The following is a 13,844-nucleotide window of genomic DNA, read 5'->3' on the forward strand; positions in this document are numbered from 1 at the left end:
GGCTACAGCTGCAGGGCCTTGATCTCGAGGAACTCCTCCAGCCCGTATTCGCCGAGCTCGCGGCCCACCCCCGACTGCTTGTAGCCGCCGAAGGGCGCCAGCGGGTTGAACCTGCCGCCGTTGACGGCGACCTGGCCGGTGCGCAGCCTGCGGGCGACCGCGAGCGCGCGCTCCTCGGTGCCCGCCCAGACGGCGCCGGCCAGGCCGTATTTGGTGTCGTTGGCGATCTGGACGGCCTTGTCCTCGCTCGTGTACGGGATCAGCGACAGGACCGGCCCGAAGATCTCCTCCCGCTCGATCGTCATCCCCGGCTCCACCCCCGCGAACACCGTGGGCTCCACGTAGTAGCCCCGCTCGTGCGGCCGCTCCGTGCCGCCCGCCACCAGCCTGGCGCCCTCTTCCTGGCCCCGGTTGATGTAGTGGATCACGCGCTCGCGCTGGGTCGCCGACACCAGCGGGCCGATCCTGGTCGACTCGTCGAAGGGGTCGCCGACGGTGTAGCCGCGTGCCGCTTCGACAGCCAGGCGGACGGCGTCGTCGTACTGGTCGCGGTGGACGATCATGCGGGTCCACGCCGAGCAGGTCTGGCCGGCGTTGACGAAGCAGTTGGCCACGCCGACCTTGACGGCCAGGGCCAGGTCGGCGTCGGGAAGGATGATATTCGCCGACTTGCCCCCGAGTTCGAGCGCGACTCTCTTGACGGACTCGGCCGCGAGCGAGGCGACCCTGCGGCCCGCGGCCGTGGAGCCGGTGAAGGAGACCATGTCCACCTCGGGGTGGGCGGCCATGGCCTCGCCGACGACCGGGCCACGCCCGCTGACCAGGTTGAACACTCCGGGGGGCAGGCCCACCTCGTCGAAGATCTGCGCCAGCGCGTACGCCGCCAGCGGCGCCACCTCGCTCGGCTTGAGCACGACGGTGCACCCGGCGGCCAGCGCGGGACCGACCTTGCAGATGATCTGGTGCAGCGGGTAGTTCCACGGCGTGATCGCGGCGACCACCCCGACGGGTTCCTTGACCACCAGCGAGTTGCCGACGCGCGACTCACGGGGGTGGCTCTCGGCGAGCCGGGCGTAGGAGGACAGGACGGTGGCGGGCATGAGCGTCTGCACCTTGAGCGCGAAGCCCAGCGGCGAGCCCATGTCGGTCGCGATGGTCTTGGCGATCTCGTCGGAGCGCTGTTTCAGCAGCTCCGCCGCGTCGCCGAGGAGCTTGCCGCGCTCCGCGGCAGCCGTCTCCGACCAGGCTGGGAAGGCTCTTCGAGCGGCGGTGGCGGCTGCCTCGACATCGTCGGGAGAGCCTGCGGGAACTCGGTCGATGATCTCTTCCGTGGCCGGGTTGGCGACCTCGATGGGCTCCTCCGACGCCGAAGCGGTCCAGGAGCCGCCGATATACAGCTGACGCATAGCCACCATCCTGTCAGCGCCCCTGGTGGCATGCGAGGGCTCATCCCGAGTGGGGATGAGCCTTCTCCACCGCCACGGGTCTTCTTTCAGCCAGAGTACGACGATTGGTCAGTCGAACTGCGGCCTCTTGGTACGGGAGCGCTTCAACTCGAAGAAGTCGTCGAACGCGGTGACGGCCAGCACGCCGTCCCAGAGCTTGCCCGCGTCCTCACCCCTGATGATCTTGGTGATCACGGGTCCGAAGAAGGCGTTGGCGCCGACGCGGATGACCGGCGTGCCCACCTCCTGGCCGACGAGGTCGATGCCCTCGTTGTGCGAGGCGCGGATGGCCTCGTCGTACTCCTCGGACTCCATGGCGTCGGCGAGACTCTTGTCGAGCCCCGCGGCCTCGAGCGCGGCCTCGATGGTCTCGCGCTGACGCTCGGGCTCCTTGCCCAGGCCCTCGTTGTGCAGGCGCGTGCCGAGCTCGGTGTAGAGGGGACCGACGGCCTGGTCGCCGTGCTTGGCGGCGGCCGCGGCCACCACCCTGACGGTCTTCATGGCCTTGGCGATGCCCTGACGGTATTCGTCCGGGACATCCTTGTCCTCGTTGAGGACCGAGAGCGACATGATGCGCCAGCGGGGCTCGATGGGCCGAACCTTCTCGACTTCGAGCAGCCATCGTGACGTTACCCACGCAAATGGGCAGGCAGGATCGAACCACAGGTCCACGGGAATCTTTTGAGTCACGTCTGGCCATAACCTGAGGGGGTTCGGGTCCTATTCCCGGCATGGCAGGATACGGACAACCCCGACGAAGTGCTGAAAAGGAGCGCAACTTGGCAGGCAACCTGACCCGGGACGAGGCTCGCGAGCGCGCCCGGCTGTTGAACGTCGAGTCGTACGAGGTCGCACTCGACCTGACGGAGGGAGACGAGCGCTTCGAGAGCGTCACGACGGTCCGCTTCACCAGCACGCGCCCGGGGGCGTCCACGTTCATCGACCTGCACGGCGCGCAGGTGCGCCGGGTCACGCTCAACGGCGAGGACCTCGACGTGGGCGGCTACGACGGCGACAAGGGGCGCTTCCCGCTCCCCTCGCTGGCCGAGTCCAACGTGCTGCGGGTGGACGCCGGCTGCGCCTACATGCGCACGGGCGAGGGCCTGCACCGCTTCGTCGACCCGGTGGACCAGCGGGTCTACCTGCACAGCCAGTTCGAGACGGCCGACGCGCACCGCATGTACGCCTGTTTCGACCAGCCCGACCTCAAGGCCACGTTCCAGCTCACCGTGCTGGCCCCCGGCGACTGGGAGGTCGTCTCCAACGCCCAGGCCTCCGATGCGGCGGAGCAGGGGCCGGGAGCCAAGCGCTGGGAGTTCCCCGCCACGCCCGTCATGTCGACCTATATCACTGCATTGGTGGCAGGGCCCTATCACAAGGTGACCTCGGAGCACGACGGCATTCCGCTGGGCATCTACTGCCGGGCCTCGCTGGCCGAGCACCTCGACGCCGGCAACATCCTCGAGGTCACCCGGCAGGGCTTCGACTTCTTCCACCGGGTGTTCGGGGTGCGCTACCCGTTCGGCAAGTACGACCAGCTCTTCGTGCCCGAGTTCAACGCCGGCGCCATGGAGAACGCGGGCTGCGTGACCTACCTGGAGGACTACGTCTTCCGCTCCCGGGTCACCGACGCGGTGGTCGAGCGGCGCGCGGAGACGATCCTGCACGAGATGGCGCACATGTGGTTCGGCGACCTGGTCACCATGCGCTGGTGGGACGACCTGTGGCTGAACGAGTCGTTCGCCACCTACATGTCCGTGCTCGCCCAGGCCGAGGTCACCCGGTGGGGCAAGGCGTGGACCACGTTCGCGAACGTGGAGAAGGCCTGGGCCTACCGTCAGGACCAGCTCCCCTCCACGCACCCCATCGCCGCGGACATCCCGGACATGCAGGCGGTCGAGGTCAACTTCGACGGCATCACGTACGCCAAGGGCGCCTCGGTGCTCAAGCAGCTCGTGGCCTACGTCGGCCTGGACAACTTCCTGGCCGGCGTGCGGGACTACTTCGCCGAGCACGCCTGGGGCAACACCGAGCTGAAGGACCTGCTCAACGCTCTGGAGCGGACCTCGGGGCGCGACCTGTCCTCTTGGTCGAAGGAGTGGCTGGAGACCTCCTGGGTCAACACGCTGCGGCCCTCCTTCGAGGTGTCCGAGGGCCGGTTCACGAGTTTCGAGGTGCTGCAGGAGGCGCCCGCCGACTACCCGACGCTGCGCTCGCACCGGGTCGCGATCGGCCTCTACTCGCTGGCCGACGGCGTGCTGACCCGGACCAGGCGGGTCGAGCTGGACGTGGTCGGCGCCCGTACGAACGTGGCGGAGCTCGCCGATGCGGAGCAGCCGGACCTGGTGCTGCTCAACGACGACGACCTGACCTACGCCAAGATCCGCCTCGACGAGGACTCGCTGCGTACGCTGGTCAACGGCGGCATCGCCAAGTTCGCCGACTCGCTGCCGCGCGCCCTGTGCTGGTCGGCGGCCTGGGACATGACCCGCGACGGCGAGATGTCCACGCGCGACTACGTCAGGCTGGTCGTCTCGGGTGCGGGCACGGTCTCCGACATCACGGTCCTGCAGACGGTGCTGCGGCAGGCGCGCATGGCCGTGCAGCAGTACGCAGATCCCGCGTGGCAGCCCGAGGGCCTGGCGCTGCTGGCCGCGGAGCTGCGCTCGCTGCTCGGCTCGGCCGCGGCGGGTTCGGACCGGCAGCTGGCCTTCCTGCAGGCGTTCGCGCCGGTGGCCATCTCCGCGGAGGACCTGGCGCTGCTTGAGGGCATCCTGAACGGCTCGGCGGTGCCCGAGGGGCTGACCGTGGACGCCGACCTGCGCTGGACGCTGGTGCACGCGCTGGTGTCCGGGGGCAGGCTGGCCGAGGCCGACATCGACGCGGAGCTGGAGCGCGACCCCACGGCGACGGGTGAGCGGTCGGCGGCGCAGTGCCGGGCCGCGATCCCGACGGCCGAGGCCAAGGCCGCCGCCTGGGAGCGGATCGTGGGGGGCGAGCTGGCCAACCACATCGCGCGTACGACGATCGGCGGGTTCCAGGATCCGCGCCATCCCGAGTTGCTGGCGCCGTTCCGGGAGAAGTACTTCGAGGTGGTGGGGCCGCTCTACGAGAAGTGGACGTTCGACCAGGCCGGGAGCTTCGCGGTGGGGTGCTTCCCCGCGCTGCTCATCGAGCATGAGACCGTGCAGGCCGCGCAGGACTACCTGGCCGAGTCCCAGCCGCCGCAGGCGCTGCGCCGGCTGATCCTGGAGGGCGCGGACGGCGTCAGCCGCGCGCTGCGCAACCGGGAGAAGGACGCCGAGTCCGCCTGACGTTCGCCTTTCAGAGGCCCCCGCCACACCTGGCGGGGGCCTCTCGCGTTTCCCGGAGGTTTCCGGGTCTTGACAGCCGGGTCACTCCGGGCTCATTCTTTCGGGACTAACTTTATGTCTAAAGAAAGTCCTCATTCATGGCAGGCACTGACCGCGGCGACCTCACCAGAACGGCGATCCTGGCCCTGCTGGGCACGGTCGGGCCGCTGAGCAGGAGCGAGATCGCCCGTGAGCTCGACCTCAGCCCGGCCACCGTCACGCAGCTCACCCGCGAGCTCATGAGCCACGGGATGCTGGCGGAGCTCGACCTCAAGCCGTCGCGTGGCGGGCGGCCGGCGCAGCGGCTCGGGCTCGTGGGGAGCGCCGGGCGGGCGCTGGGCGTGAAGGTGACGGCCGATCACCTGGTGATCGTCGACGTGCGGCTCGACGGGGAGGTGCTGGGGTCGTGGGAGCTGCCGTTCGACCCCTCCGCGCGGGACGCGCTCGACGAGCTGGCCGCCGCGGTCGAGTCGGTGGTGTCGAGCAGCTCGGCCGGTGAGGAGGTCCCGCCGCTGCTGGGGGTCGGGGTCGGGGTGCCGGGCAGCGTGGACGACCAGGCGGTGGGCACGGTGAACGCGCCGACGCTCGGCTGGCAGGCCATGCCGGTCGGCGAACGGCTGCGACGGCGGCTCGCGCTGCCCGTGCTGGTCGAGAACGACGTGAACGCGCTGGCGGCGGCCGAACGGCTGTACGGGCGGGGGCGTACGCACCGGGACTTCCTCGTGGTGACCATCGGGCGCGGCGTCGGCGCGGCGATCGTCGCGGACGGGCGGGTTTACCGGGGGGCGAGGGGCGGCGCGGGCGAGTTCGGCCATCTGCCGGTGGATCCGGACGGGCCGGAGTGCGGGTGCGGCGCCCGGGGATGCCTGGAGGCGTTCGTCGGCTCCGCGGGCCTGCTCGCGGCCGCACAGGACGCCACCGCACGTGATGGGGACACACGTGATGGCGGCGCGCCTGACGGCGGCGACCAGCGCGATCCGCTGGGCGCGGTGGCCGCGCTCGGGCGGGCCGGCGCGGACGGGGATCCAGTGGCGCGGGCGGTGTTCGCCCAGGCGGGCGCGATCCTGGGGCGGGCCACCGCCGGGCTGATCAACGTCGTGGACCCCGAGGTCGTGGTCGTGCTCGGCGAGGGCACGGCCGACTGGCCGTTGTGGCGGGACGGCTTCGAGCCGGCGCTCAGGGCGCAGCTCTACCCGGGCAGGCGCGACATCTCGGTCGAGGTGGAGAGCTGGGACGACACCAGCTGGGCCCAGGGGGCGGCAGCCCTCGTGCTGGCCACCCCGTTCGACGCCGCGGGGGCCGCGGGGGAGCAGGGCCGCCTGGTGCGCGCCCGCCTCATCGGGGCCCAGCCGTGAGCCGCCGTACCAGCGAGGAGCCGAGCAGATGACGCTCACCGCGGCCCCGCCCGAGGCGCGGGCCACGCAGAGGCGGGTCAGGCCGCGCAAAGGCTGGCGGTACGCCGGGACCGTGGCGGTGTTCCTGCTGCCCAGCCTCGTCCCGCTGACGCTCTACACGCTCATCCCCATGATCGGCTCGCTCTGGACCAGCCTGCACGAGTGGGACCTGATCACCGAGATGCGGTGGGTCGGCCTGGGCAACTACGCCGAGCTGATCGGCGATCCCGAGACCAGGGCCGCGTTCCTGCACACGCTCTACTTCATCGCCGGCTACCTGCCGCTGGTCTACCTGGGCGGGCTCGGCCTGGCCGTGCTGCTCAACCGGGCGATGCGGGGCCGCAGCCTGCTGCGCGGCGTGTACTTCCTGCCGGTGATCACCAGCTGGGTGGTCGTCGCGCTGATGTGGAAGTGGCTGCTCAACCCGGCCAGCGGCATCGTCAACTGGGCGCTGGGCCTGATCGGGGTCAGCGGTCCCGGCTGGTGGACCGATCCGGACTGGGCGATGCCGTCGATCATCCTCGCCTCGGCCTGGAAGGACCTGGGCTTCGTGATGATCATCCTGCTGGCGGGCCTGCAGGCGATCCCCCGCGAGTACCAGGAGGCGGCGATGGTGGACGGCGCCACGGCGTGGCGCAGGTTCCGGCACATCACGCTGCCGCTGCTGTCCCCTTCGACCTTCTTCGTGGTCGTGATCTCGCTGATCAACGGCTTCCAGGTCTTCGACCAGGTCAAGATCATGACAGGTGGCGGTCCCGGCGGGGCGACGCAGGTCGTCGTGTCGCAGATCTACGACCTCACGTTCAGGTACGGCAGGGCCGGCGCCGCCTCGGCGTTGTCCTGGCTGCTGTTCGCCCTCGTCCTGCTGGTGACGATCGTGCAGATCCGCGGCCAGAGGCGGTGGGTGACTTATGGGTAAAGCACTCCGCTACCTGCTGGTCGGCCTGGGCGCGCTGGTGATGTTGTTCCCGTTCGCCTGGGCGGTGATCACCTCGATCACGCCGAGCGACGCGGTGCTGGCCGTGCCGCCCGACTTCACGCCCGACGGCGCCGGCCTGGACGCGTACGGCAAGCTCCTGGAGACGCTGCCGTTCTGGCGGATCGTGCTCAACAGCGCCTGGATCGGCGCCGCCTCGACCACGTTGCAACTCGTCACGAGCGCGATGGCGGCCTACGCGTTCGCCCGGCTGCCGTTCCCCGGCAGGGGCGCGTTGTTCGCGGTCTACCTGGCGACGCTGATGATGCCGCTGCCGGTGCTGGTCGTGCCGCTGTTCATCGAGATGCGCACGTTCGGGCTCGTGGACACGTACTTCGCGTTGCTCGCGCCGACCATCGCCTCGGCGTTCGGGGTCTTCCTGCTGCGGCAGGCGATCAACCAGGTGCCGCGGGAGTTCGACGAGGCGGCCGTGCTGGACGGGGCCGGACATTTCAGGATCTTCCTGTACGTGGTGCTGCCGCTCATCCGCCCCGCGCTGGCCACGTTCGCCATCTTCGGTTTCATGGCCAGCTGGAACAGCTACCTCTGGCCGCTGATCATCATCAAGTCACCCGAGTTCATGACGCTCCCGCTGGGCCTGGCCACGCTGCACGGCCAGTTCACCACCGAATGGGACGTGGTCATGGCGGGCTCGGTGATCAGCGTCGTACCGATCCTCATCCTCTACGTCTTCGCGCAGAAGCACGTCATCGCCAGCGTCGCGCAGAGCGGGCTCAAGTAAAGGAATCCCCCCATGTCCAGACATTTCCCCATCGCCACCGTCGTAGCCGTCGCACTGCTCGCCACCGCCTGCTCCCAGGGCTCCGCCACGAGGGGCACGACCAGCGATGACGGCAAGATCACCCTGCGGTACTTCACGTTCTCGGCGGCCCCCGACCACGTCAAGGATCTCGACAAGATCGAGAAGGCCTTCGAGAAGGAGAACCCGAAGGTGGACGTGGTCGTCGAGACCGCCCCCTTCGACGAGTACTTCACCAAGCTCCAGACCAGCATCGCCGGCGGCACCGCGCCCGACGCGTTCGAGCTCAACTACGAGAACTTCGTCACCTACGCCAGCGCCGGATCCCTCCTCGACCTCGGCACGGTGGCGGGCGACGGCGACACCTCGGTGTACGCCAAGGAGTCCCTCAACGCGTTCAACCGCGACGGCAAGCAGTACGCCCTGCCCGCCTCCTTCTCCACGGTCGTGCTCCTGTACAACAAGGACCTGCTCAAGCAGGCCGGGGTGGCCGAGCCGACCGCGGACTGGACGTGGGCCGACGAGCAGGCCGCGGCCGCCAAGCTGACGGACAAGAAGAAGGGCGTGTACGGCGACTTCCAGCCGGTGCAGTTCTTCGAGTTCTACAAGACGCTCAAGCAGGCGGGCGGCGAGTTCCTGTCGGCCGACGGCAAGAAGTCCACGTTCAACAGCCCGGCGGGGGTCAAGGCCGCCGAGTGGCTGGTCTCCAAGGTGGGCAAGACGATGCCCACCGAGGCCGAGATCGGCGGCACCGCCGACTACGACACGAACCTCTTCAAGTCCGGCAAGCTCGCCATGTGGCACAACGGCATCTGGCAGTTCGCGGGGCTGAAGGACGTGCCGTTCGAGTGGGACGTGGTCGTCGAGCCCGGCGACGCCAACAAGGCCAGCGCGGTCTTCCACAACGCCGTGGCCGCCTCCGCCACCACCAAGCACGGCAAGGAGGCCTGGGCATGGGCCCGCTTCCTGTCCTCCTCCGGCACCGCCGCCACCACCCGCATCGAGTCGTCCTGGGAGTTGCCGCCGGTCTCCGACCAGCAGGTGCTCTCCGGCTACCTCAAGGACCCGAAGCCGGCGAACCGGCAGGCCGTGTTCGACTCGCTGGAGTCGATCGCGCTGCCGCCGGTCATCAAGCGCCAGCAGGAGATGCAGGACGCGGTGACCAAGCAGCTCGGCGAGGCCGCCGCCGGGCGCCAATCCGTCGAGGACGCGCTCAAGGCCGCCGCCTCCGACGTCGACGCCCTGCTCGGCTAGCCATATCTACGTACTCAGGAGAGATTCGTTGTCCCTCGTCGCGCACAGCCTCGACGTGATCAAGAGCTTGCAGTCCCCCACCGGGGCCTATCCGGCCTCGCCCACCTTCTCCGCCTACCGCGGCTACTCGTGGTTGCGGGACGGGGCGTTCATCGCCGAGGGGGTGAGCAGGCACGGTGACGTGGCCGGGGCGGACGCCTTCCACGCCTGGAGCGCCCGCGTGGTCGGGGACCGGGCGGGGCAGGTGGACACGCTCGTCTCGCGGGCCGCCCGGGGTGAGGTCATCCCGGTCGCCGAGATGTTGCCGACCCGCTTCACCCTGGACGGGGCGGACGGGAACGACGACTGGTGGGACTTCCAGCTCGACGGGTACGGAACGTGGCTCTGGGCGCTGCGCGAGCACGCTGTGAGGCACGGGAGTGCGGTGCCGGAGAAGGGCGTCAGAACCGCAGCCCGTTACCTGACGGCGTTCTGGCACCTGCCCTGCTACGACTGGTGGGAGGAGCACGTCGAGCAGCGGCACGTGGCCACGCTCGGCGCGATCCACGCCGGCCTGGGCGCAGCCCTCGCTCTCGGGGCGCTGAGCGCGCCGGAGTCGGCGGCGGCCGCCGAGGCGGTCGAGGGCATCGCGGCGCTGGTGGAGCGCGAGGGGCTGGTCTCCGGGCGGTTGACCAAGTGGCTCGGCAGTGAGGCCGTGGACGCCGACCTGCTCGCGTGCGTGGAGCCGTTCGGGCTCTACCCGGCCGGTCACCCGGTCGGGGCGGCGACGGTGACCGCGGTCGAACGGCAGCTCGCCAGGGACGGCGGCGTGCACCGCTACCTCGCCGACACCTTCTACGGCGGGGGGCGGTGGGTTTTGCTGGCCGGGTTCCTCGGCTGGAACCACGCCAGGGCCGGGCGGCCTGACGAAGCCCTGCGCTACCTGGAGTGGATGGCCGCGCAGGCGACGCCCGACGGGGACCTGCCCGAGCAGGTGTCCGACCTGCTGCTGGCTCCCGAACGGCTCCAGGAGTGGCTGGACCGCTGGGGACCCGTGGCGACGCCGCTGTTGTGGTCGCACGGGATGTACCTGATCCTGGCCGGCGAACTGGGGGTGCGGGCATGATCCGGCATCGGCCGCACGGGTCGGGGCACCCCTACGCCACGACCGAGGACCAGCGGGTGCCCGCCAGACCAATGGACGGGGAGGCGGTGGAGCTGCGGGTCCGGGCCTCGGCGAACGTCGTGGCGGTGGTGTGCGAGTGGACCGCCGACGAGGGCGCACCGGTCGAACTGCCGCTGGCCAGGCGCGACACGGATGCGGGTGCAGGTGCGGGTGCCAATGCCAGTGCAGGTGCGGGAGTCGGCGGGGGGCATCTCGCCACTGCTCAGGCGCGAGCCGCTCGGGCCGCCGCCGGGTCCTGGAGTGTGCGAACGCCCGTTCTGCGTGCCGGGCACCGCTACGCCTACCGCTTTCGTGCCTCCATGACCGATGGCGCGAGCCGTACCAGCAGGTGGTTCGAGGTGTCGGCGGCGAGGTGGTCGGACGTCGGCGGGAAGCTGAACGTCGGCGGCGCCGACCGGGTCGTGCCGGGGAGCGTGCGGTGGCTGGCCGACGGTGACGGCGTGCTGCGGGTGCGGTTCGAGGTGGCGCTCGGGCCGGACGAGCACGCGGTCGGGTTCGGCGAGCGGTTCGACGCCGTGGACCAGCGCGGCCGGGAGCTCGACGCGGTCGTGTTCGAGCAGTACAAGGGGCAGGGGCGGCACGGGCGCACGTACCTGCCGATGCCGTTCGCGCTGGTCGTGGGCGGGGCGGCGAGCTGGGGGTGGCACGTGGAGACCTCGCGGCGCACCTGGTACGACGTCGGGGCGTCCGAGCCCGGCAGGGTGCTGATCGAGGCGGAGGTCGGGCCGGGCGGCGAGCTGGGCGTGCGGTTCTACGACGGCGACGGGCCCGCCGACGTCCTGCAAGGCTTCCTCGGCGACGTCGGGCGGCCGGCCGAGCTGCCGTCGTGGGTGTTCCGGCTGTGGGCCAGCGGCAACGAGTGGAACACGCAGGAGCGGGTGCTGGCCGAGATGGACCGGCACCGCGAGCACGGCATCCCCCTGGGCGCACTGGTCATCGAGGCGTGGAGCGACGAGACGACGTTCACGGCGTTCAGAGGGGCGGAATACCAGCAGTCCGAGGAGCCGCACCGGCTGGCCGACTACACCTTCCCGCAGGACGGGCCCTGGCCCGACCCCAAGGGCATGGTGGACGAACTGCACCGCAGGGACGTCAAGGTGCTGCTCTGGCAGATCCCGCTGCAGAAGACGCGCCCCCATCCCCGGCACCAGGCCGCCGTGGACGCCAGGCAACTCGTCGAACGCGGCTACGGAGTGCGCGAGCCCGACGGCCGGCCCTACCGCAACCGGGGCTGGTGGTTCCCGCTCGCGCTCATGCCCGACCTGTCCGCCCAGGAGGTACGCGACTGGTGGACGGCCAAGCGGCGCTACCTGGTCGAGGAGGTGGGCATCGACGGGTTCAAGACGGACGGCGGCGAGCACGCCTGGGGCCACGACCTGCGCTACGCCGACGGGCGCGACGGCGCGGCGGGCAACGGGCTGTTCCCCGTCCACTACGCCCGGGCCTTCGGCGATCTGCTCCGGTCGTGCGGCAAGCCGCCGGTGACGTTCAGCCGGGCGGGGTTCACCGGGTCGCAGCCGCACGGCGCGTTCTGGGCGGGAGACGAGGATTCGACGTGGGAGGCGTTCAGGTCGTCGATCAGGGCCGGGATCACCGCTTCCGCCTGCGGGATCGTCTATTGGGGCTGGGACCTGGCCGGGTTCTCCGGCGAGGTGCCGGGCGCGGAGCTGTATCTGCGGGCGGCGGGGGCTTCGGCGTTCATGCCGATCATGCAGTACCACTCCGAGTTCAACCACCATCGCACGCCCATCAGGGATCGCACGCCATGGAACATCGCCGCTCAAACCGGTGACGAGCGGGTCATCCCGGTGTTCAGGCGGCTGGTCGAGCTGCGGGAGCGGCTGGTGCCGTACCTGGCCGAGCAGGCCCGCGCGGCCATCGGCGGCAAACCGCTCATGCGCGGCCTGTTCTTCGACCACCCGCACGATCCGAACGTCTGGCGGCATCCCCTCCAGTACAAGCTCGGCGACGCGCTGCTCGTCGCCCCCGTGACAGAGCCTGATATTTCGGAGGTTACGGTTTACCTCCCTGAAGGTGAGTGGGTCGACGTCTGGACCGGAGCCGCCCTGCCCGGCGGGCGGGAGGTGACGCTGCCCGCCACCGCACTCGACCGCCCGCCCGTCCTCTGTACGGCCGAGCACTGGCCGCGCCTCTCCCCCGTTTTCGCCGATTTCGCCGATTGAGCGACTTGGCGATTGCATCTGGGCTGCGGTGTTAGCCTCAAGGACGTGCTAGGCGCGGGGACCACCCTCAACGACCGCTACGTGCTGTCCGACCGCCTCGGCGGCGGCGGCATGGGCGAGGTGTGGCGTGCCGACGACACGGTGCTCGGGCGGGCGGTCGCGGTCAAGGTGCTCATGCCCGCGCTCACCGAAAACCCCAAGTTCACCCAGCGCTTCCAGAACGAAGCCAGGGCCATGGCCACCCTCAGGCATCCCGGCGTGGTCGACGTCTACGACTACGGCGTCTGCGAGGTCGAAGGCCGCCAGGTGAGCTTCCTGGTCATGGAATACGTGCGGGGCGAGTCGCTCGACCGCGTCCTGCGACGCGGCCCGCTCGGCTCCGCGGCCACCATGCGGCTGGTCGCGGAGGTCGGCGACGCGCTGGCCGCGGCGCACGCGCAGGGCATCGTCCACCGCGACGTCAAGCCGGCAAACCTCATGATCAGGCCGGACGGAGGCGTGGCGCTCACCGACTTCGGCATCGCCCACTCGGCGTCCGCCGGTCACCTCACGGCCACGGGCACGATGCTCTGCTCGGCCGGCTACTGCGCTCCCGAGATGGCCACCTCCAGTGACGTGACGCCCGCGGTCGACGTCTACGCCCTGGGCGTGGTGGCCTACGAGTGCCTGACCGGGCAGTTGCCATTCCAGGGCGACACCCCCGTACAGATCATCTTCAAGCACCTCAACTCCCCCATCCCACGCCTGCCTGACGACGTGCCCCCGGGGCCGCGGCAGGTGGTGGCGCGGGCGCTGGAGAAGACGCCCGACGCGCGCTGGGCGACGGCCGCGCAGATGGCCGAGGCCGCGCGCAAGGCGATGGCCTCCCCCGGCACGCTGCCCACGCCGCGGCGGCGCCGTACGCTGCGGGCGGTGCTCACCATGGCCGCCGCCGTGGTCGTGTCGGCGGCCGTGGCGGGCTCGGTGTGGTTGCGCCCGGCCGAGCCCACGACCAGCGAGGTGGCGCCGACGGTCAGTGAGACCGCCGTTACGGCCTCCCCCACGCCGTCGGCCACCGCCAGGAAGCCGTCCGCGTCGCCGACCAAGCGGGTGCCCAGCACGCGGCCGACGCGCGCCACGCGCGTGCCGAGCCCCAGCGCGACGGCCACCACCGCGCCGACCAGGACGCCCAGCGCCACACCCACCACCTCGGAGCCGGATCCGCCCACCGAAGAGCCGACCACGCCGGGCCCCGAGGAGCCCACTTCGGAGCCCACCGTCGGCAAGCCGACCAGCGACATCCAGTGCATCCGGGCCCCATGCCCGTAGTGCGTC

The 13,844-nt window shown here is 70.7% G+C and carries 10 protein-coding genes; 8 read left to right on the forward strand and 2 right to left on the reverse strand.

The features are described from left to right. Positions 1-2: 2 nt before the first annotated feature. Together ACFLIM_RS18350 and ACFLIM_RS18355 are read right to left on the reverse strand one after the other, a co-directional pair. Positions 3-1,406, reverse strand: a complete 1,404-nt coding sequence (locus tag ACFLIM_RS18350) for an aldehyde dehydrogenase family protein (RefSeq protein WP_393166899.1) — start codon at positions 1,404-1,406, stop codon at positions 3-5. Between the two features lie 108 nt (positions 1,407-1,514). Further along, positions 1,515-2,135 carry a mycothiol-dependent nitroreductase Rv2466c family protein gene (locus ACFLIM_RS18355; RefSeq protein ID WP_393166900.1) on the reverse strand — a complete coding sequence of 207 codons (621 nt, stop codon included), beginning with the start codon at positions 2,133-2,135 and terminating at the stop codon, positions 1,515-1,517. A gap of 89 nt (positions 2,136-2,224) precedes the next feature. On the opposite strand from ACFLIM_RS18355, the gene pepN reads away from it, so the two are divergent. The 8 genes from pepN (at position 2,225) to ACFLIM_RS18395 (ending at position 13,838) form a co-directional block, all read left to right on the forward strand. Then, on the forward strand, positions 2,225-4,759 hold the full coding sequence (gene pepN / locus ACFLIM_RS18360) for an aminopeptidase N (protein ID WP_393166902.1): 2,535 nt from the start codon (positions 2,225-2,227) through the stop codon (positions 4,757-4,759). Positions 4,760-4,896: 137 nt separating this feature from the next. Then, a complete protein-coding gene (locus ACFLIM_RS18365) occupies positions 4,897-6,153 on the forward strand; it encodes an ROK family protein (protein WP_393166904.1) in 1,257 nt (418 codons plus the stop codon). A gap of 28 nt (positions 6,154-6,181) precedes the next feature. Further along, entirely contained in the window at positions 6,182-7,111 is a 930-nt protein-coding gene (locus ACFLIM_RS18370; RefSeq protein WP_393166906.1) for a carbohydrate ABC transporter permease, read from the forward strand. Beyond that, positions 7,104-7,910: a carbohydrate ABC transporter permease gene (locus tag ACFLIM_RS18375; RefSeq protein ID WP_393166908.1), complete on the forward strand. Its 807-nt coding sequence runs from the start codon at positions 7,104-7,106 to the stop codon at positions 7,908-7,910. The genes ACFLIM_RS18370 and ACFLIM_RS18375 overlap by 8 nt, the downstream gene beginning before the upstream one ends. A gap of 12 nt (positions 7,911-7,922) precedes the next feature. Further along, the gene (locus ACFLIM_RS18380) at positions 7,923-9,182 is read left to right on the forward strand and encodes a sugar ABC transporter substrate-binding protein (protein WP_393166910.1); all 1,260 of its coding nucleotides are present in this window, start codon (positions 7,923-7,925) and stop codon (positions 9,180-9,182) included. A gap of 28 nt (positions 9,183-9,210) precedes the next feature. Then, positions 9,211-10,287 (forward strand): glycoside hydrolase family 15 protein, encoded by a 1,077-nt coding sequence (locus ACFLIM_RS18385; protein ID WP_393166911.1) that lies wholly within the window; start codon positions 9,211-9,213, stop codon positions 10,285-10,287. Continuing rightward, the gene (locus ACFLIM_RS18390; RefSeq protein WP_393166912.1) at positions 10,284-12,530 is read left to right on the forward strand and encodes a glycoside hydrolase family 31 protein; all 2,247 of its coding nucleotides are present in this window, start codon (positions 10,284-10,286) and stop codon (positions 12,528-12,530) included. The genes ACFLIM_RS18385 and ACFLIM_RS18390 overlap by 4 nt, the downstream gene beginning before the upstream one ends. A gap of 45 nt (positions 12,531-12,575) precedes the next feature. Further along, positions 12,576-13,838: a serine/threonine-protein kinase gene (locus ACFLIM_RS18395; protein WP_393166914.1), complete on the forward strand. Its 1,263-nt coding sequence runs from the start codon at positions 12,576-12,578 to the stop codon at positions 13,836-13,838. The last annotated feature ends 6 nt before the right edge of the window (positions 13,839-13,844 follow it).

This window comes from Nonomuraea marmarensis, from assembly GCF_043197025.1.
GTDB lineage: Bacteria > Actinomycetota > Actinomycetes > Streptosporangiales > Streptosporangiaceae > Nonomuraea > Nonomuraea marmarensis.

Excerpts from the sequence above, each read along its gene's own strand:
- ACFLIM_RS18370 (WP_393166906.1), top strand. The coding sequence starts at position 6,182 with ATGACGCTCACCGCGGCCCCGCCCGAGGCGCGGGCCACGCAGAGGCGG.
- ACFLIM_RS18380 (WP_393166910.1), top strand. The coding sequence starts at position 7,923 with ATGTCCAGACATTTCCCCATCGCCACCGTCGTAGCCGTCGCACTGCTC.
- ACFLIM_RS18375 (WP_393166908.1), top strand. The coding sequence starts at position 7,104 with ATGGGTAAAGCACTCCGCTACCTGCTGGTCGGCCTGGGCGCGCTGGTG.
- ACFLIM_RS18390 (WP_393166912.1), top strand. The coding sequence starts at position 10,284 with ATGATCCGGCATCGGCCGCACGGGTCGGGGCACCCCTACGCCACGACC.
- ACFLIM_RS18365 (WP_393166904.1), top strand. The coding sequence starts at position 4,897 with ATGGCAGGCACTGACCGCGGCGACCTCACCAGAACGGCGATCCTGGCC.
- ACFLIM_RS18350 (WP_393166899.1), bottom strand. The coding sequence starts at position 1,406 with ATGCGTCAGCTGTATATCGGCGGCTCCTGGACCGCTTCGGCGTCGGAG.